This window comes from Brachybacterium sp. GCM10030268 (assembly GCF_042666305.1).
In the GTDB taxonomy this organism is placed as follows: Bacteria; Actinomycetota; Actinomycetes; order Actinomycetales; family Dermabacteraceae; genus Brachybacterium.
Map to the genome: position 1 here is coordinate 335,987 of NZ_JBHTCW010000002.1, position 19,685 is coordinate 355,671.

The 19,685-nt window shown below is 68.2% G+C and carries 14 protein-coding genes; 11 read left to right on the plus strand and 3 right to left on the minus strand.

The window, feature by feature from the left end; all coding sequences use genetic code 11:
- Positions 1-30 precede the first annotated feature (30 nt).
- From ACFQRD_RS04535 to sucB, 3 genes are all read left to right on the plus strand, one after another.
- The gene (locus tag ACFQRD_RS04535) at positions 31-1,512 is read left to right on the plus strand and encodes a leucyl aminopeptidase (RefSeq protein ID WP_377016930.1); all 1,482 of its coding nucleotides are present in this window, start codon (positions 31-33) and stop codon (positions 1,510-1,512) included.
- A gap of 145 nt (positions 1,513-1,657) precedes the next feature.
- Positions 1,658-3,061 carry a dihydrolipoyl dehydrogenase gene (gene lpdA / locus ACFQRD_RS04540; RefSeq protein WP_377016928.1) on the plus strand — a complete coding sequence of 468 codons (1,404 nt, stop codon included), beginning with the start codon at positions 1,658-1,660 and terminating at the stop codon, positions 3,059-3,061.
- Between the two features lie 22 nt (positions 3,062-3,083).
- The gene (gene sucB, locus ACFQRD_RS04545; protein ID WP_377016926.1) at positions 3,084-5,027 is read left to right on the plus strand and encodes a 2-oxoglutarate dehydrogenase, E2 component, dihydrolipoamide succinyltransferase; all 1,944 of its coding nucleotides are present in this window, start codon (positions 3,084-3,086) and stop codon (positions 5,025-5,027) included.
- Positions 5,028-5,221: 194 nt separating this feature from the next.
- On the opposite strand, the gene ACFQRD_RS04550 is transcribed toward sucB, so the two are convergent.
- Positions 5,222-6,697, minus strand: a complete 1,476-nt coding sequence (locus ACFQRD_RS04550; protein WP_377016924.1) for a hypothetical protein — start codon at positions 6,695-6,697, stop codon at positions 5,222-5,224.
- A gap of 81 nt (positions 6,698-6,778) precedes the next feature.
- Here ACFQRD_RS04550 and lipB point away from each other — a divergent pair, with 81 nt between their 5' ends.
- The 3 genes from lipB (at position 6,779) to ACFQRD_RS04565 (ending at position 9,335) form a co-directional block, all read left to right on the plus strand.
- Entirely contained in the window at positions 6,779-7,477 is a 699-nt protein-coding gene (gene lipB, locus ACFQRD_RS04555; RefSeq protein WP_377016922.1) for a lipoyl(octanoyl) transferase LipB, read from the plus strand.
- 63 nt (positions 7,478-7,540) lie between these two features.
- Entirely contained in the window at positions 7,541-8,563 is a 1,023-nt protein-coding gene (lipA, locus tag ACFQRD_RS04560; RefSeq protein ID WP_377017268.1) for a lipoyl synthase, read from the plus strand.
- Positions 8,564-8,594: 31 nt separating this feature from the next.
- Positions 8,595-9,335: a DUF4191 domain-containing protein gene (locus ACFQRD_RS04565; protein WP_377016920.1), complete on the plus strand. Its 741-nt coding sequence runs from the start codon at positions 8,595-8,597 to the stop codon at positions 9,333-9,335.
- Between the two features lie 276 nt (positions 9,336-9,611).
- Here ACFQRD_RS04565 and ACFQRD_RS04570 read toward each other — a convergent pair whose 3' ends face one another.
- Complete coding sequence (locus ACFQRD_RS04570) at positions 9,612-10,046, minus strand: RDD family protein (protein ID WP_377016918.1); 435 nt, start codon at positions 10,044-10,046, stop codon at positions 9,612-9,614.
- A 196-nt stretch (positions 10,047-10,242) separates the two neighbouring features.
- Between ACFQRD_RS04570 and glnA the strand changes: the two genes are divergently transcribed.
- The 5 genes from glnA (at position 10,243) to ACFQRD_RS04595 (ending at position 18,754) form a co-directional block, all read left to right on the plus strand.
- Complete coding sequence (gene glnA, locus ACFQRD_RS04575) at positions 10,243-11,673, plus strand: type I glutamate--ammonia ligase (protein WP_377016916.1); 1,431 nt, start codon at positions 10,243-10,245, stop codon at positions 11,671-11,673.
- A 425-nt stretch (positions 11,674-12,098) separates the two neighbouring features.
- Positions 12,099-13,568, plus strand: a complete 1,470-nt coding sequence (locus tag ACFQRD_RS04580; protein ID WP_377803517.1) for an N-6 DNA methylase — start codon at positions 12,099-12,101, stop codon at positions 13,566-13,568.
- Entirely contained in the window at positions 13,565-14,737 is a 1,173-nt protein-coding gene (locus ACFQRD_RS04585) for a restriction endonuclease subunit S (protein WP_377803518.1), read from the plus strand. Before ACFQRD_RS04580 ends, ACFQRD_RS04585 begins: the two co-directional genes overlap by 4 nt.
- Positions 14,738-14,781: 44 nt before the next feature.
- The gene (locus tag ACFQRD_RS04590; RefSeq protein WP_377803519.1) at positions 14,782-18,132 is read left to right on the plus strand and encodes a DEAD/DEAH box helicase family protein; all 3,351 of its coding nucleotides are present in this window, start codon (positions 14,782-14,784) and stop codon (positions 18,130-18,132) included.
- A 100-nt stretch (positions 18,133-18,232) separates the two neighbouring features.
- Positions 18,233-18,754 carry a hypothetical protein gene (locus ACFQRD_RS04595; protein WP_377803520.1) on the plus strand — a complete coding sequence of 174 codons (522 nt, stop codon included), beginning with the start codon at positions 18,233-18,235 and terminating at the stop codon, positions 18,752-18,754.
- 10 nt (positions 18,755-18,764) lie between these two features.
- Here the strand turns inward: ACFQRD_RS04595 and ACFQRD_RS04600 are convergent, their stop codons facing one another.
- Positions 18,765-19,682: a hypothetical protein gene (locus ACFQRD_RS04600; protein ID WP_377793966.1), complete on the minus strand. Its 918-nt coding sequence runs from the start codon at positions 19,680-19,682 to the stop codon at positions 18,765-18,767.
- Positions 19,683-19,685 lie beyond the last annotated feature (3 nt).

Genomic DNA, 19,685 nt, shown 5'->3' on the forward strand with positions numbered 1-19,685 from the left:
GCAGGTCCGCGCCAGCTCTACGATGGAACCATGCCCACCATCACCGTGTCTGACACCTCCCTGCGCGACGTCGATACCGACGTCCTCATCCTGCCGCTGCTCGCCGGGGCCGGCGACGCCCCCTCGAGCGTCCCCGGAGCTCCGGAGATCTCCGAGGTCATCGCACCTCTGGACGCCTCCGCAGCCCGCGGCGACCTCCACCGGATCCCCTCCTACGGCCTGACCTCCGCCGGCTCGCTCCTGCTCGTGGGCATCGGTGAGGAGGATCTCTCCGAGGCCGACGACGAGGACCTCCGCCTGGCGTTCGGCGCCGCCACCCGCTCCCTGACGGGCACCGCCGGCGCCGCGATCGCTCTGCCCGGCGGCACTGCCGCCCAGCAGGCCGCGGCTCTGGAGGGCGCGGCCCTGGGTGCCTATGCCTTCACCGCCCACAAGACCGGCTCGGGCTCGTCCGCCCCGAAGCCGGCTCTGGGCTCGATCACGCTGCTGAGCGAGGACGCCGCCGCGCCGGCCATCGCCGCCGCGGCCGAGCGTGCCGGTGTGCTCGCCGACGTCGTCGGTCTCACGCGCGATCTGGTCAACACCCCGCCGAACCTGCTCTACCCCGCCGAGTTCGCGCGCCGGACCGAGGAGGTCGCTGCCGACCTGCCGCTGACGGTCACGGTGCTGGACGAGAAGCAGCTCGCCGAGGGCGGCTACGGCGGCATCGTCGGCGTCGGCCAGGGCTCGACCCGTCCCCCGCGTCTGGTGCGCGTCGAGTACGCGCCGGAGAACGCGCGCAGCTCCGTCGCGCTGGTGGGCAAGGGCATCACTTTCGACACCGGCGGCATCTCGATCAAGCCCGCCGCCGGCATGGACGACATGACCTCGGACATGACCGGCGCCGCGACCGTGCTGTCCGCGACGGTAGGCGCCGCCCGGCTCGGGCTCGACGTCAAGGTCACCGCCTTCCTGGCGCTGGCCGAGAACATGCCCGGGGGCGGCGCCCAGCGCCCCGGTGACGTGGTCACGATGCGCAACGGCAAGACGGTCGAGGTGCTCAACACCGACGCGGAGGGCCGCATGGTCATGGCCGACGCCCTGGTCGACGCGGTCGCCGACGAGCCCGACCTGGTCATGGATGTGGCCACGCTCACCGGCGCCGCCGTGGTGGCGCTCGGCAAGCGCACCGCCGGGGTGATGGGCACCCAGGCCGGTCGCGACGCCGTGATGGAGGCCTCCGAGCTGACCGGCGAGCCGTTCTGGCCCCTCCCCTTCCCGGCGGAGCTGCGGGCGGACCTGACCGGTCGGGTGGCTGATCTGCGCAACATCGGCGAACGCTGGGGCGGGGCCCTGACCGCCGGCATCTTCCTGGCCGAGTTCGTGGGTGAGACGGAGTGGGCCCACGTGGACATCGCCGGCCCCGGGTACGCATCCTCCCCGCTGGGATACATGGGCAAGGGAGGCACCGGCATGAGCGTGCGCACCGTGCTGCGGGTGCTCGAGGACCGCGCCTCCGCCCCCGCCGCCTGACCCGGGATGCCCGGCCCCGCTGGGCATCCTGCGCAGCGAGCCGAACGGCACCGCCTGGTGGCCTAGCATGGGACCCGCAGGCGGTGCCGTCGACCAGCCCGGTCAGCGCGCCGCGTAGAACACCCACACACCGAGGAGCACACAGGTGGCGGATACAACCACTGACCAGTTCGACGTCGTGATCCTGGGCGGTGGCAGCGGCGGCTATGCGGCCGCGCTGCGCGGAGCCCAGCTCGGCCAGAAGATCGCTCTCGTGGAGAAGGACAAGCTCGGTGGCACCTGCCTGCACCGCGGCTGCGTCCCGACGAAGGCGCTGCTGCACGTCGGCGAGCTCGCCGACACCCCGTCCGAGGCGTCCGAGGTCGGGCTCGAGCTCACCGTCGGCTCGGTCGACGTCGAGAAGATGCTCGGCTACAAGGACAAGATCATCGGCCGCCTCTACAAGGGCCTCCAGGGCCTCGTGAAGGCGCGCAAGGTCGAGTACGTCGAAGGCTTCGGCCGTCTCACCGGTCCGCAGACGGTGACCGTCGAGACCGAGTCCGGCACCCGCGAGCTGACCGGCAAGAACATCGTGCTGGCCTCCGGCTCCTACTCCAAGACGCTGCCGGGGATCGACCTCGGCGGCCGGTTCCTCGACTCCGAGACCGCGCTGCAGCTGCCGGAGGTGCCCAAGAACCCGATCATCCTCGGCGGCGGCGTCATCGGCGTCGAGTTCGCCTCGGTGTGGAAGTCGCTCGGCGCCGAGTCCGTGACCATCGTCGAGGGCCTCCCCCATCTGGTGGCCAACGAGGACGAGTCGCTGTCCAAGGCTCTCGAGCGGGCCTACAAGAAGCGCGGCATCACCTCCTCGCTGGGCGTGTTCACGGAGAAGGCCGAGCAGACCGACTCCGGCGTGAAGGTCACTCTGACCGACGGCACGGTCTTCGAGGGCGACTACCTGCTGGTCGCCGTCGGCCGCGGGCCGACGACCTCCGGGCTGGGCTACGAGGAGCAGGGCATCGAGATGGACCGGGGCTTCGTCCTCGCGAACATGGAGACCCTGGAGACCAACGTCCCCGGCATCTACGCCGTCGGCGACATCGTCCCCGGCCTCCAGCTCGCCCACCGCGGCTTCCAGCAGGGCATCTTCGTCGCCGAGCGCATCGCCGGCCAGAACCCCGCCCCGATCATCGAGTCCGGCATCTCGCGCATCACCTACTGCGAGCCGCAGCTGGGCTCCGTCGGCCTCACCGAGAAGCAGGCCAAGGAGCAGCTGGGCGAGGATGCCGTGGAGACCTACGAGTACAACCTCGCCGGCAACGGCAAGTCCCAGATCCTCGGCACCACCGGCTTCATCAAGATGGTGCGCGAGAAGAACGGCGCGATCGTCGGCGTGCACATGATCGGCTCGCGCGTCTCCGAGCTCATGGGCGAGGCCCAGCTCATCGTCAACTGGGAGGCCTACCCCGAGGATGTCGCCTCCCTCATCCACGGCCACCCGTCGCAGCACGAAGCCATGGGCGAAGCCGCCCTGGCGCTCGCCGGCAAGCCCCTGCACGCCCACGCCTGAGCCCACCAGGAGGAGAACCCCCATGTCTGAAACCGTGAAGATGCCGGCGCTCGGTGAGTCCGTCACCGAGGGCACCGTCACCCGTTGGCTCAAGGGCGTCGGCGACACCGTCGACGTCGACGAGCCGCTGCTCGAGGTCTCGACCGACAAGGTCGACACAGAGATCCCCTCCCCTGTCGCCGGCACCATCGAGAAGATCCTGGTCGAGGAGGACGACGACGCCGAGGTCGGCGCCGATCTCGTCGTCATCGGCGACGGCTCCGGCTCCTCCGACGAGGGCTCCGGCGACTCGGGCGCGCAGCAGGAAAGCGAGGAAGCTCCTGCCGCCTCCGACGAGCAGACCGAGTCCGATGGCGGCTCCGACCAGGGCTCCGCGCCCTCCGGCGAGGGCGAAGATCTCGCCTCCGACGAGACCGTCGCCCCCTCCACCGATGAGGAGGCGCCGGCCGGAGAGTCCGAGAAGCCCGCCGATGCGTCGGACGAGGCCGGTTCGGGTGCCGCCGGTGGCGCCGCCGCCGGCGAGGAGGTGACGATGCCGGCCCTTGGTGAGTCCGTCACCGAGGGCACCGTGACCCGCTGGCTCAAGAGCGTCGGCGAGAGCGTCGAGGTCGACGAGCCGCTGCTCGAGGTCTCGACCGACAAGGTCGACACCGAGATCCCTTCCCCGGTCGCGGGCACCGTGCTCGAGATCCGCGTCCAGGAGGACGACGACGCCGAGGTCGGTGCCGTGCTCGCAGTCGTCGGCGACTCCTCCGGAGCGTCCGCGGGCGGCGATGAGCCGACGCAGCAGGCTCCGGCCGCCGAGGAGAAGGCGGAGGAGAAGGAGCCCGAGCAGGCAGAGGCCGCGGAGAAGCCGGCCGAGGGGAAGGCCGAGCAGGCCGCGGAGAAGCCGGCGGAGGAGAAGGCCGAGCAGTCGGCGGCGCCGACGCAGAGCGAGCAGCCCGCTGAGGCCAAGGCCGATGCCCCCCAGGGGCAGGAGAAGCAGGACCCCTCCGTGCCCGAGACGACCCCGAAGGCCGCGGACTCCGTCACCGGCGCCGAGTCCTCCGGCTACGTGACGCCGCTGGTGCGGAAGATGGCGGCCGATGCCGGCATCGACCTCTCCACGGTGACCGGGACGGGCCTGGGCGGCCGGATCCGCAAGCAGGACGTCCAGCAGGCCATCGACGAGCAGAAGGCCGCTGCCGAGGCGGCGTCCGCCCCGGCCGCGGGCGCTCCCGCCGAAGCTCCCAAGGTCGAGGCTTCCCCACTGCGCGGCACCGAGGAGAAGATGTCCCGGATCCGCAAGATCACCGCGAAGCGCATGGTCGAGTCCCTGCACGAGCAGGCTCAGCTGACCACGGCGGTCGAGGTCGACATGACGCGGATCGCCAAGCTGCGCGGCCGCGCCAAGGATGCGTTCGCTCAGCGCGAGGGCGCGAAGCTGACCTTCCTGCCGTTCCTCATGATGGCCGCGATCGAGGGTCTGAAGGTCTACCCCAAGCTCAACGCCACCATCGACGGAGACACCGTGAAGTACGCCGCGGCCGAGAACATCGGCATGGCAGCGGATACCGAGCGCGGGCTGGTCGTCCCGGTCATCAAGAACGCCGGCGACCTGAACCTGGCGGGCCTGGCCCGTCAGATCGGCGAGCTGGGCTCGAAGGCCAAGAACAACAAGCTCGGCCCGGACGACCTCTCCGGGGCGACGTTCACGCTGACCAACACCGGCTCGGGCGGCGCACTCTGGGACACCCCGATCGTGCCCAGCCCGCAGGTCGGCATCCTCGGCACCGGCACCATCACCAAGCGGCCCGCGGTGGTCCAGAACGCCGAGGGCGACGACTCGATCGCGATCCGCTCGATGATGTACCTGTTCCTCTCCTACGACCACCGCCTGGTCGACGGGGCGGACGCCGCTCGCTTCCTCACCTTCATGAAGAAGCGTCTCGAGGACGGCGCGTTCGAGGCGGAACTCGGCCTCTGAGCCCGTAGCCCGCCCGTCCTCGCGCGGCGGACGGCATCCGCAGGGCCCGGCACCGATCGATTCGGTGCCGGGCCCTTGCTGTGCCCTCGCCAGCTCTTGCTGTGCCCGCCGCCAGATCGCGCTCGGACGCCCTGCGAACCGTCGCCGGCGCCCTCGTGCGCTGTGTGACGGGTGTTCTCCTCGGGGCCTGCGGGTCAGGGACTCTCGTCGGTGTCGTCCACCGTCCGGGTGCGCTGCACGAGCCACCGGGAGCCGTCCCAGCGCAGATCCAGGTCGACGACGGTCGCCTCCGTGGCCGGCACGGTCCGCGTGGAGCCGTCGGCCTCGATCACCTCGTGCTCGGCCGTGGACGTCTCGATCTGCAGACGTGCCGTACCGTCCGCAGTCGGTTCCCGGACGAGTTCGGCCTCATGGACCACCGGGCCGCCGCCACGGACCTCCACCCCCTCGTAGGCCTCACGCACCTGGTCGTCCTCTGCCAGGGCCTCGCTGCCCTCGAGGGCGGCCGGCTCCTCCGAGATGCCGGTCACGTAGGAGTGGCGGGTCCCTGCGAGCTCTGTGGCCAGTGCCCACGGATCCTCGATCTTCGGTACTGCGGCCTCGGCCGAGGCAGGAGCAGCAGCGGGGCCGGCTCCTTCAGCGGAGGTCCGTGGCCCCGAGTCCGGGAACAGGATCAGCCAACTGGCGACGCCGAGGACCGTGCCCGCCACCAGCACGACCGCGGCGGACAGCACGGCGGTGCGACGAGTGCGGCGCCCTGCCAGCACCTGCCGGACGGCCGTGGCCAGCCCGCGCGCACCGGTCCGCCACGACGAGCCGGTCACACCGCCGCCGCCGATGTCGCGGGAGGCGGTATCGCCGACATACCGCGTCCGTGCCCGGACCAGGCGCGGAGCCGGCAACGGCGCCGCAGCGCGAGTGGCCGCGGAGCCCTTCGCCGGAACCTCGTCGTCCCCCGAGGCCTCCTCGGGCGGCGTTCCCGCGCCCTCCCCCGGGTCGTCCTCGGGCGGCGGTCCCGTCTCCTCCCGCGGCATCTCATGCCGCGGCTCGTCGATCCGGCGCCGCAAGGTGCGCTCCTGATCCTGGAGCACGGAGTCGACCCACGCCCGGTCCGCGCGCTGCGCCGAGACCTCGGTCCCGGGCGCCAAGCCGGTCAGGTCGAGCAGCACCACGCTGCCGTCGGCCCGGATCCCGATCCCCTGCCCGGGCGCGGCGCCCAGCGCCCAGCCCCGCTCATGCAGGGCGTCCACCACCGCGTCGAGATCCTCGCGTGCGCGGGCCTGCGCCATCCGCTCGGCGGTCGCCGGGCTGCCGTCGACCGCGGAGCGCCGGCCTCCGCGAAGGTCTAGCGGCCGGGCGGACTCCCGCACGTAGCCCTCGTCCCCGATCTCCAGCACCGTCGGCGCTGCCGAGGCACCGGCGACCTCGAGCGCAGCGAGCAGCTGCATCTCGGCGCGCACACTCTCCAGGCCGGTCGGCGTGAGCGCTTGGACGTGCAGGGCCATACGGTCACCCCGGACACGGACCTGCGTCTCCTCGCGATCGCGGTCTCGCCGCTGCGCGGCGCCGAGCTCGGACAACAGGCGGCGCCCTGCCCCGGCGGAGCGTCCCAGCCCACCGTGCAGGGGGCCCGGCCCGTGCTCGAACCGCTCCTGATCGAAGTCCTCCATGGGTCCAGTGAACCCCGTCACTCCGGTGCCGACCGCTGGCCGTCCACAACGCACTGGTGAGGGCCGGAGTAGCCTGTGTGCGTGCTCGACGTCATCCGCCTCGGTTTCAGCGAACCCCTCCCCGAGGGAGACCGCCATGAGGAGTTCGACCTGCCTCCCGGTCCGGTCGACTTCCGCTCCGCCTGGGATATCCAGCGCCGCCTCCACGCCGAGGTCGTCGCCGGCATCCGGCCGGACACGCTGCTGCTGCTGGAGCATCAGGCCGTGTACACCGCCGGCAAGCTCACCGCTGATCACGAGCGCCCCCGCGACGGCGCCGAGGTGATCGACATCGACCGCGGCGGGAAGATCACCTGGCACGGGCCGCAGCAATTGGTCGGCTACCCGATCGTCAAGCTCCCGATCCCGATCGATGTCGTCGGCTTCGTGCGCGCGCTCGAGCACACTCTCATCGGCGTCTGCGGGCAGATGGGCGTGGACACGCTCCCGATCGAGGGTCGCAGCGGCGTATGGGTCGCCCCGCAGGGCGAGGAGGCCCGCAAGGTCTGCGCGATCGGGATGCGGGTCTCCAAGCGGGCCACCATGCACGGCTTCGCCCTGAACTGCGCCAACGACCTCAGCTGGGCGGAGAACGTCATCCCCTGCGGTATCGACGACGCCGGCGTGACCAGCCTCAGCCGCGAGGCGGGCCGTCGCATCGCCGTGGCCGATGTGATCGACGAGGCCGAAGAGGCGATGACGGAACTGGTGGCGCACCGCACCTCTGCTGCCGTGGTATGACGTGCGCCGGGCCCAGGCCCGCTCGGTAGACTTCCCGGAACGTCGAACGTAGGAGGCATGAGGGTGACTGTCGCTCCCGAAGGCCGGCGCATGCTGCGCGTCGAGGCACGCAACGCCGAGGTACCCATCGAGCGCAAGCCCGAATGGATCAAGACCCGCGCCGTGATGGGTCCCGAGTACAGCGCCATGAAAAAGCGCGTGCACGGGCAGGGCCTCCACACCGTCTGCGAGGAAGCCGGCTGCCCCAACATCTTCGAATGCTGGGAGGATCGCGAGGCGACCTTCCTCATCGGCGGCGACACCTGCACCCGTCGCTGCGATTTCTGCGACATCGCCACCGGCAAGCCCATGGCGGTCGACCCGATGGAGCCGGTGAAGGTCGCCCGATCGGTGAAGGACATGGGCCTGCGCTACTCCACGATCACCGGCGTCGCCCGCGATGACCTGCCCGACGGCGCCGCCGGCCTGTTCGCACAGACCTGCCGCCAGATCCACTCGGTCAGCCCCGGCACCGGCGTGGAGCTGCTGATCGACGACATCAAGGGCAACGGCGAGGCGCTCCAGCAGGTCTTCGAGGCCGGGCCCGAGGTGTTCGCCCACAATCTCGAGACCGTCCCGCGGATCTTCAAGCAGATCCGTCCGGCCTTCCGCTACGAGCGGTCGCTGGACGTGATCACCCTGGGCAAGGACGCCGGCATGATCACCAAGTCCAACCTGATCCTGGGCATGGGTGAGACGACCGGAGAGATCCTCGAGTCCCTGCAGCGGCTGCGCGACGCCGGCTGCGATCTCATCACGATCACGCAGTACCTGCGCCCGTCCAAGAAGCACCACCCCATCGACCGGTGGGTCAAGCCCGAAGAGTTCGTCGAGCTCTCCGAGGCCGCCGAGGAGATGGGCTTCCTCGGTGTCATGGCCGGACCGATGGTCCGCTCCTCCTACCGCGCCGGGAAGCTCTGGGCGCAGGCGATGAGGAAGCTCGGCCGGGAGATCCCGGAGAATCTCCGCCATCTGGATCAGGACCAGCCCGCCCGTCAGGAAGCTGCGAGCGTCGTCGCCCGCAGCAATCAGGCTGCCGCGAGCTGAGGCTCGCGCGCCCCCGAGAGGACCCACACCCATGGCCCGCAACAGCGAGACCAAGCCCGCCAAGGGCGCGAAGAACGCCGACGGCTCGAAGAAGCCGGGGCGCTTGAAGCAGATGCTCGAGGTGTTCAAGTACACCCAGGACGTCGACCGCACCACCCTGCCCCTGATGATCCTCGCGGTGGTGGCCTCCATCGCCGCCGGCATCCTGGTCAGCTGGCTCGTGTTCAACAGCCCCTGGTACGGCATCTTCCTCGGACTGGCCGTCGGCGTGCTGGTCGCGATGCTGATCCTGGCGCGCAAGGCCGAGCGCGCCGCCTTCAGCCGCATCAAGGGCCAGCCCGGCGCCGCCCTGGCCGCGATGCAGTCGATACGCCGCGGCTGGGACGTCGCCGACGAGCCCGTCCAGGTCGATCCCCGCAGCCAGAAGATGCTCTTCCGCGCCTCCGGCCGCGCCGGGATCGCCGTGGTGGCGGAGGATTCCTCCGCCATCTCCATGAAGCTGCTGGAGAAGGAGCGGCGCAACATCCGCCGGGTGCTCCAGCACGAAGGCGTCCCGGTCCACCAGATCGTCGTCGGCGACGGCGAGGGTGAGGTCCCGCTGCACAAGCTGCCGACCCACATGACGCGGATGAAGAAGGTCCTCACCAAGGATGAGTCCGCACAGGTCAGCAAGCGGCTGACAGCGCTGCACCGCTCGATCCGTCAGGCTGTTCCCAAGGGCGTGGACCCGATGCGGGCACGCCCGAACCGCAAGGCGATGCGCGGCCGCTGACTCGCGGCGCCTCCCCTCCTGACGCCCCCGCCCGGTTCCGACCGCGCGGGGGTTTCGTCTGTCGGAAACCTGGGACGCTTCCTCACCGGCTCGGCTCCCCGCGAGCCGTGGTTATCTCTCCGTTACGTGGGTTATCGAAACGTGACCATATTTATCGCACCAGGTCACGGGCGTAGAAGCACGAGGGTGACGGGCGTAGAGGATCGCCGCGCGACCGCGATGAGGTGCCCCGCGCATCGGCACCGGAGAGGCAGACCCGTCGCGAGGGCAGAGCCGTCAGACGGTGACGGCGGCGGTGCCGGCGGCCGTGTCGTGGAGGGGCTGCGCGTCCTTGTTCCACACGACGGCCGGGATCAGCAGCAGCATCAGACCCGTGCGCACCGCAGCTCGCAGCGGCATCGGCATCCGTCCGCGCACCGGGAGGATCCGGACCCGCATCACGAACTGGCCCGGCGTGGCCCCGAAAAGGCTCATGAACAGCAGGTTCACGACCACGAAGAGGACCAGGTTGGCCGTGGCGTCGTACTGGAAGAACAGCGCCGAGATGGCCACGCACAGGCCCCAGTCGATCACGACCGAGACGGGACGGCGCCAGAACGGGGCGACCGACCCCGACCCCTCGGCGGGCAGGCCGAGATCCGCCCCCGCGACATAGTCCGGATCGGACGGCACGCCGCCCATCCACGACCCCAGATCCTTGCGCTCGACCACGACGGAAACCCTAGACCCCGGATCTGGGAGCGGCTGCCCGCTCTGCGGTCATGGGAACCGGCTCGCACCGACGGCGCATATGGTGGACGGCACCCGAGATGCGGTCCGCACCCGTGTGCCCGGATCTCGACATGGTGATGACCCCCTCGGGGTTCGACAGCACAAACACGCGCCTATGGGCGCGGATGGAGGAAATGTGTTCAACAGTCCCAGCGAGGTCGTGAAGTACATCGAGGAAGAGGGCGTCGAGTTCATCGACATCCGCTTCTGCGACCTTCCCGGCATCATGCAGCACTTCAACGTGCCGGCGAGCACGTTCGATGCGGAGGCGATGGAGACCGGTCAGCTGTTCGACGGTTCGTCCATCCGCGGGTTCCAGGCGATCCACGAGTCCGACATGAAGCTGATCCCTGATCTGCGCACGGCGTACGTGGACCCGTTCCGCGAGCGCAAGACGCTGGTCATCAACTTCTCGATCGTCGACCCGTTCACGGACGAGCCCTACTCCCGCGACCCGCGCACGGTGGCCCAGAAGGCCCAGGAGTACCTGACCTCGACCGGCATCGCCGACACGGCGATCTTCGCCGCCGAGGCCGAGTTCTACATCTTCGACGACGTGCGGTTCAAGACCAGCATCAACTCGGGCTTCTACCAGATCGACTCCGACGAGGCCGTGTGGAACACCGACCGCGACGAGTCCGAGTTCGGCGGCAACCAGGGCTACAAGACCCGCGTCAAGGGCGGGTACTTCCCCGTCTCCCCGAACGACCAGATGTCCGATCTGCGCGATGACATCTGCGCGGTCCTGGACCAGGTCGGCCTGCAGGTCGAGCGAGCCCACCACGAAGTCGGCACCGCGGGCCAGCAGGAGATCAACTACCGCTTCAACACCCTGCTGAACGCGGCCGACGACGTCATGAAGTTCAAGTACGTCGTCAAGAACGCCGCGTGGGAGTCCGGCAAGACCGCGACGTTCATGCCCAAGCCCCTGTTCGGCGACAACGGCTCGGGCATGCACACCCACCAGTCGCTGTGGAAGGACGGCGAGCCGCTGTTCTTCGACGAGCGCGGCTACGGCGGCCTCTCGGACATCGCCCGCTGGTACATCGGCGGCATCATCGAGCACTCGCCCTCGCTGGTGGCCTTCACCAACCCCACGGTGAACTCCTACAAGCGTCTGGTGCCGGGCTTCGAGGCGCCGGTGAACATGGTGTACTCGGCCCGTAACCGCTCGGCCGCGATCCGGATCCCGGTCACCGGTTCCACCCCGAAGGCCAAGCGCATCGAGTTCCGCGCACCGGACCCCTCGGCCAACCCGTACCTGTCCTTCGCCGCCCAGCTGATGGCCGGCATCGACGGCATCCGCAACCGCATCGAGCCGCCGGAGCCGATCGACAAGGACCTCTACGAGCTGCCCCCGGAGGAGCACCAGCAGATCCGTCAGCTGCCCGACTCCCTCGGCGCCGCCCTGGACGCCCTCGAGGCCGATCACGACTACCTCACCGAGGGCGACGTGTTCCCCCAGGACCTCATCGAGACCTGGATCGAGTTCAAGCGCACCCAGGAGATCGATCCCTTCCGGTTCCGCCCGCACCCGCACGAGTTCGAGCTCTACTACGACATCTGAGCTGACGGAGACATCTGAGCCCTCTGGGCTCTCGAGCTGACGCTCCCCGAGCCGTCAGCTCGATCAGCGGCCCCCGACCTGCATCCGTGCAGGGCGGGGGCCGCTTTCGTGGGTGGGGCGCCCGATGGATGGGCGGGCAACGGCCGGCGGGTCGTGCTGGGCAATCAGGCCACAGTCGTCGTCGCCGCGCGCGGACTGGGTCGTCGACGGTGTAGGTAACCCTCCACACCAAGACCACTTGTGCGAAGTGTCCCGCGCACGGCCTTCGCCGACCCGGTGCTGCGCGGAGAGACGGTTCACGCGACCTGGAGGCCCGAGAACGCGTCGTGGATCCTCGACCGAAACTCGGGACGGGGCCACTCTGCCGCTGGGCGCGCCCCCGAAATGGTCATCCACTCCGCCAGCTGACCAGTAGAGTTACCCCCGTGATTACCGGTGCACTCAAGTCCAAGCTCGACCGCGTCTGGGATGCCTTCTGGTCCGGCGGCATCAGTAACCCGCTCGAGGTGATCGAGCAGATCACCTATCTGCTGTTTATCCGCAGGCTCGACGACCTCCAGACCCTCGCCGAGAAGAAGGCACGCTTCGGCGGCGGGGCGATCGAGGATCCAGTGTTCCTGGACGGGCAGAATCATCTGCGGTGGAGCGTGTTCAAGAACTCCTCCTCCGAAGTTATGTACCGGACGGTGTCCGAAGAAGTCTTCCCCTTCCTGCGGGACCTCGGTACGCGCTTCGGTGGGGATGGCTCCACCTACAGCGTCCACATGAAGGACGCCCGGTTCACGATCCCCACGCCGGCATTGCTCTCGCGGGTGGTCGACATGCTCGACGACATCCCTATGGAGGCTCGCGACACCAACGGCGACCTATACGAGTACATGCTCTCGAAGATCGCCAGCGCCGGCACCAACGGTCAATTCCGCACCCCGCGGCACATCATCGACCTGATGGTGAAGATGACCGCACCCCAGCCAATGGACGAGATCTGCGACCCGGCCTGCGGCACAGCCGGCTTCCTTGTCGCAGCCAGCGAGTACATCCGCGACTCCCACGCCGACGCCCTGCTGGATACGACGCAGCGCTCACACTTTCACCGCAGCATGTTCCACGGCTACGACTTCGACTCGACCATGCTGCGAATCGGCAGCATGAACATGCTCTTGCACGGGGTGGAGTCCCCGGACATCCGCTACCGAGACTCACTGTCCGAGGGCGCGAGCGCAGACGCTGAGAAGTACTCTCTGATCCTCGCCAACCCGCCGTTCGCGGGCTCGCTGGACGACAAGTCCACCTCCAAAGACCTCCAGCGCACAGTGAAGACGAAGAAGACCGAGCTGCTGTTCGTCGCCCTGTTCCTCAAGCTCCTGAAGCCCGGCGGACGTGCAGCGGTGATCGTGCCCGACGGGGTGCTCTTCGGCTCATCGAAGGCGCACAGGACTCTCCGCAAGATCCTGGTGGAGGACCAGAAGCTCGATGCCGTGGTGAAGCTCCCCTCCGGGGTCTTTAAGCCCTACGCCGGGGTCTCCACCGCGATCCTTTTCTTCACGAAGACGAACTCGGGTGGCACAGAGGACGTCTGGTTCTACGACGTCCAGGCCGACGGCTTCTCTCTCGACGACAAGCGCAGCCCTAGCGAGGCCAACGATCTGCCCGACGTGCTGGCTCGATGGCAGAATCTCGAGGCCGAGACGAGTCGCGTCCGCACCGACCGGTCCTTCCTCGTCCCCAAGGCCGACATCGCCGCCCAGGGCTACGACCTGTCCCTGAATCGCTACAAGGAGATCGAGTACGACGAGGTCGAGCACCGTTCCCCGCTGGACATCATTGCCGACATCGAGCAGCTCGAGAGCGAGATCGCCGAAGGGCTGGATGAGCTGAAGGCGATGCTGTCGTGACGGCGCTGGCCGACATTTTCCCAGTTCGATTTGGCGGTTACTGGGGTAAAGAGCCCGACGCGGCCGACGTAAATATGCGGGCAGTTCGGAACGGCGACGTCGGTACCACCGGTGAAGTGCATTGGGAAAAAGTGCCAACTCGGAGTTTCACGCGCCGCGAGGCCGCTAAAGCCACTCTGCAGTGCGGCGACATCTTGCTCACGTCGTCAGGTAACTGCGGAAACGTTGCGTTCATATCTGACAATCCGGTCGTCCCCACAGCGGCGACAAACTTCATTCGCGTACTACGGGTTAACTCCGACTCCACATCGCCGCGGTTCGTGTTCCATTATCTTCGTTCGGATCGGTTCAAGCTCGGTATTGCACCATTCATACGGGGTGCAACCATCAAGAACCTCTCGGTGGAGGCCGCACTCCGCTCATTGAAGGTTCGGTTCCCACCCCTCGACGAACAGCGCCGCATCGCCGCGATCCTTGACCACGCCGACGCCCTCCGCGCCAATCGTCGCCAGGTGCTCGCCCATCTGGACTCCCTCGTCCCGTCCGTACTGCACAAGTTGCTTCGCACCGGTTTCGGACGTGTGGCGCTCGGGGAATTGATCGTGGAAGGCCCGAAGAACGGGCTGTACCGACCGAGTTCGGACTACGGTTCAGGCACGCCTATTGTTCGGATCGACTCGTTCAAGTCCGGGTCCAGTGTCATTGAGATTGACTCGTTGAAGCGTCTTCGGGCATCCAACGGACAGATTGCCGAGTTCGCGCTCGCACCCGGCGATCTACTTGTGAATCGCGTGAACAGCCGCGAGCACGTTGGGAAGGCGGCCCTCGTCAGCGATTTGGGGGAGCAGACGGTCTTCGAGTCGAACATAATGCGTATCCGACTCGATCACGAGAGGATCCTCCCCATCTTCGCTGCAGAGTTCATGCAAAGCCGAGACGCGCGGGCGCAGATTGCTCCGATGACGAAGGACGCGGTAAATCAATCGAGCATTAACCAGACTGACGTGCGCAATATCCAGGTGCCACTCCCACCACTCGACCAACAGTATAAGTTCGCGACGATTGTAAGAGCGGTCGCGGCAGAACGCGCCGCCATACTCCGTTCTATTGCCGGCATCGACGAGCTCTACAACGCCCTCCAGTCTCGCGCCTTCCGGGGTGAACTCTGATGTCCCGACGCTACCGCCATCGATGAGGATGTGACCGAGCAGCCATGAGTAACTTCGCCTTCGTCGGCCGGACCCTTCCGTCGATCCACGAGGACTGTACCCGCGCCGAGTCTTACCTAGCCGCGGACCCACGGTCGGCGTGCTTCTACGCGCGGCGCGTAGTCGAGGAAGTCGTCGGCTACCTCTACGAGGTTCTCTCTCTGCGCACGCCGTACCGTGATGACCTCGCCGCACGGATCGCGGATCCGGCATTCAAGGCGAAAGTCCCGCACGAGATCACGCAGAAGATGACGATGATCCGGCGGATAGGCAACAACGCCGTCCACGACTCTCGCTCGATTCGGCCGGACGCCTCGCAGATCGTGCTACGGGAGCTGCTGCACATCCTGGTGTGGACCTCTTACCACCACTCCCCGCACCCGGACGCAGTCCCCTTGCGGGCGCTGTTCGACCCGAAGCTCGCCGCGCGTGCCGCACCCCTGTCGCGTTCCGAGGTCGCCCGTTTGGCGGAAAAATTCCAGGAGCAGGACGCGGAGCACGCGAAGCATCTCGCTGAGAAGGAGGAGCGGCTCGCCGCCCACGAGGCGGAGATCGAGGCGCTCCGGCGGCAGATCGCTGCCGCACAGGCCGCCACCGCACCCGACGATCGCGATTACGATGAGGCGGGCGCTCGCGACGTGTTCATCGACCACCTGCTGCACGAGGCCGGCTGGGAGCTGGACCAGGATCGTGACCGTGAGTACGAGGTCACGGGCATGCCCAACATCCAGGGCGTCGGCTACGTGGACTACGTCCTGTGGGGTGAGGACGGCCTGCCGCTCGCTGTCGTCGAGGCCAAGCGCACCTCCTCCTCGCCCGAGGTCGGCCAGCAGCAGGCCAAGCTCTACGCCGACTGCCTGGAGACGCAGTTCGGTCGTCGGCCGGTGATCTTCTACTCCAACGGCTACGAGCACTACATCTGGGACGATGCCGGCGGCTACCCACCGCGCGAGGTGGCGGGATTCTTCACCCGCGACGAGTTGGAGCTGATGATCCAGCGCCGTCGCGCCCGTTTGCCCCTCACGACCGCAAGCGTCGATACCGACATCGCCGGGCGCCCGTACCAGGTGCGCGCGATCAAGTCGATCGCCGACGCCTTCGACCGCAAGCAGCGCGAGGCCCTGCTGGTGATGGCGACCGGCTCGGGCAAGACCCGCACCACGATCGCCCTCGTGGACATGCTGCAGAAAGCGGGCTGGGTCAAGCGCGTGCTGTTCCTCGCCGACCGCAACGCCCTGGTCCGGCAAGCCGCGGGCGCATTCCGGGCGCACCTGCCCGGGTCCACCACGGTCAACCTCGTCACCGACAAGGCCAAAGACGGGCGCGTCTTCGTCTCAACCTACCCCACGATGTTGAATCTCATCAATGACGTCGACGGCGGCACACGCCGCTTCGGGCCCGGCTACTTCGACCTGATCGTCATCGACGAAGCCCACCGTTCCGTGTACGCGAAGTACGGGGCGATCTTCGAGTACTTCGACTCCTTCCTGGTCGGGCTGACCGCGACACCGAAGGACGAGGTCGACCACAACACCTACCGCCTGTTCCATCTGGAGGACGGCGTCCCCACCGACAACTACAGCCTCGACGAAGCCGTCGAGGCCGGGTATCTCGTACCACCGAAAGGCGTCAGCGTGGGAACCCAGTTCCTGCGCTCCGGCATCAGGTACGAGGACCTCTCCGAGGAGGAGAAGGACCAGTGGGACACCCTGGACTGGGGAGAGGACGGCCCGCCGGACGAGGTCGGCGCCGAGGAGCTCAACCGGTTCCTGTTCAACGAGGACACCGTGGACAAGGTCCTCGAGACCCTCATGACCCGCGGCTATCGCGTGGCCGGCGGTGATCGGCTCGGGAAGACGATCATCTTCGCCAAGAGCCAGAAGCACGCGGAGTTCATCGAGAAGCGCTTCAACCTCGCCTACCCCGAGCACGCCGGGACGTTCGCTCGCGTGGTCACCCACGGCTCCCCATATGCCCACTCATTGATTGACGACTTCTCCGTCAAGGACAAGGCCCCGCACATCGCGATCAGCGTGGACATGCTCGATACCGGGATCGACGTGCCCGAGGTGGTCAACCTCGTGTTCTTCAAGCAGGTGCGGTCGAAGTCGAAGTTCTGGCAGATGATCGGCCGCGGCACCCGGCTGTGTCCGGACCTGTTCGGCCCCGGCGACGACAAGCAGGACTTCCTCGTCTTCGACTTCTGCGGCAATCTCGAGTTCTTCAGCCAGGATCTCCCCGGTTCAGAAGGACAGGTTCAGAAGTCCCTCTCGCAGCGCCTGTTCGAGGCGCGACTCGGCCTGGTCACCACGCTCGGCTCCGAGGAACCCGAGCTGCGTGCCTCCACCGCGGCGATCCTGCACGCGATCGTCGAGGGGATGACCCTCGAGAATTTCATGGTGCGCAGGCACCGCCGGGCCGTCGAGCGGTTCTCCGATCCGGAGGCGTGGAGAACTCTTACCCCGCAGGATGCCCAGGACGCGCTCCCGCTGGCCGGCCTGCCCACCACTGAGCGCGACGACGACGAGGACGCCAAGCGGTTCGACCTGCTGGTGCTGCGCCGCCAGCTCGCCCAGCTCGAGGGCGACGCCGTCGCGGGTGAGAAGCTGCGCGAGACGATCCAGTCGATCGCGCAGGATCTGCTGGGCAAGACCACCATCCCCTCCGTCGCGGAGCAGGCCGTGCTGCTGGAGTCCGTGGCCGGTGACGAGTGGTGGGTCGATGTCACACTGCCGATGTTGGAGCTCGCGCGGGTTCGCCTGCGGTCCCTGGTGCGGTTCATCGAGAGGACCATCCGCAACCCCGTCTACACCGACTTCGAGGACGTCCTCGGCGAGGAGTCGGAGATAGACCTCCAGGGCACCACCCCCGGCACCAACTTCGAGCGCTTCCGGGCCAAAGCCGAGGCGTACCTCAAGGAGCACCTTGAGAACCTCACCTTGCAGCGGCTGCGTCGCAACAAGCAGCTCACCCCCGAGGACCTCGAAGAGCTCGAGCAGATGCTCATCGCGGCTGGCGCCCACAGGGCCGACATCGCGTGGGCCAGCGAACAGACCGGGAGCCTCGGTGTCTTCGTGCGCAGTCTGGTCGGGCTCGACCGCTCCGCAGCACAGGAGGCCTTCGAGGACTACCTCGACCGGACCAGGTTCTCGGCGGATCAGGTGCGCTTCGTAGATCTGATCGTCGACGAACTCACCAGGAACGGGGTAATGCACCCGGCGCGTCTGTTCGAATCTCCCTACACCGACCACGCTCCCAGGGGGCCGGACTTCTTCTTCCCGGATTCCGACCTCAAGGTCATCGTCGGCACCCTGAACCACATCAATCAGACCGCGGTGCCCAGCGACGTGGCTTGACCTGCCATGCCCCGGCGCCTCCGCTTTCGGATCGACGTCGACGCTGCCCCCCTACGTGGCGCCACGGCTCGGTCACCTGACAGAACGGAGTTCGCACGCGATGTACATGACGACCGACGTGCTCGTGATCGGACTGGCGATGCACCTGGTGGTCGTCGCCGTCGTGGCGCCCGGTCTCCGTGCGCTGTCCGGGGCGCGCCGCTCGTGGGTGGTCAAGCCGCCCTACAACGCCTCACAGATCGCCTCCCGCAACACCTGGCCGTTCACGATGGCCGGGGTGGGCGGAGCACTGCTGATGTCCCTGCCGGCGACCGTGTTCGAGTTCTTCGGACGCGAGGATCTCCGGCAGCTGTGGTGGAACCTGCCGTTCATCTGGCTGGCCATGCTCGTGATCGCCGTGTCCTGCTTCTGGTGGCCCGCTCGCCTCGCGCCGCGCTGGTACCGGCGCTGGGCCGCCCGCGGCGGCACCCGCGACGTGATGCCCTGGACCGAGGAGGAGATCGCTGCGATCCGCGCCCGCCCCGAGGGTCGGCGCCGTCGCGGCCTCCTGCGGGATGTCCAGCGGTGCCGGGAGCTGACGGCCGCCCAGATCACGGAGCGAGCGGGCGGCCCGGTCCCCTGAATCGGCTGGGTCAGTCCAGCGCGGCCATCCCGCCCTTGGCGCGCAGCAGCGACAGCAGCAGTTCCTGCGGACCCGACGACGCCTCCAGGGCGCACTCGTCGGGCTCGAAGGACCACGCGCTGCGCAGGGAGCGGAACACCTCGAACTCGGCGTCACCGGTGCGCAGCGGCACCACCTGGTAGCCGCCGGCCTCGGGCAGGTGGATGATGAACGCGCCCGTGAGGTCCGGCATCTCCCGCACGGTGCCGTCGTCATCCAGCAGCTGTTCGGCGCGGACCACGGCCACACCCTGGAGCGCATAGTCGCCGCGCACCTTCTTCGAGGTCTTGATGTCGGCGCTGAGCAGCGTGTTGCCGATACGGACGATCGCATCGGTGGTCCCGGCGTAGCCGACGGTATGGTTCACGACCGTCTGCTCGACCTCGACGAACTCGGGCTGGTAGTCCTCGAGGAACCGGCCGTAGCCGTCCAGGCGCACGTCGGCGCGGGTGATCAGCGCCTGCGGGTCCTTCTCGGCGGCGAAGGCTCCCTGCGAGGAGCGCATGTGGTCGGCGAGCTCGCCGATCTGGGCGGCGGTGGGGCGCGCCCCGCTGGTGCCCCACAGCTCACAGGCGGAATGGACCAGGGTGCCGAAATCCGCCGCGGTGCGCGTGTACTCGGTGGCGGCCGCGGCGATGCGCTTCTGGGTGCCCCACTTGTCGCGGGCGACACGGGCGATCTCCGCCGCGGCCCGGCCGGGATTGCGGTCCAGCCACGCGTACATCTCCAGTGCTCGCTTGGAGGCCATGGTGGCGTACCAGCCCTGCAGGTGGTCCTTGGCGCGCATGCCCGCGACCGTGGTGATCGAGGGGTACAGCAGCGGTCCGTCGGGCTCGAGGCGGTACATGCGGCCACGCGGGGTGTCGGCGCTGAGAGTGGGGGTCGTCATGGC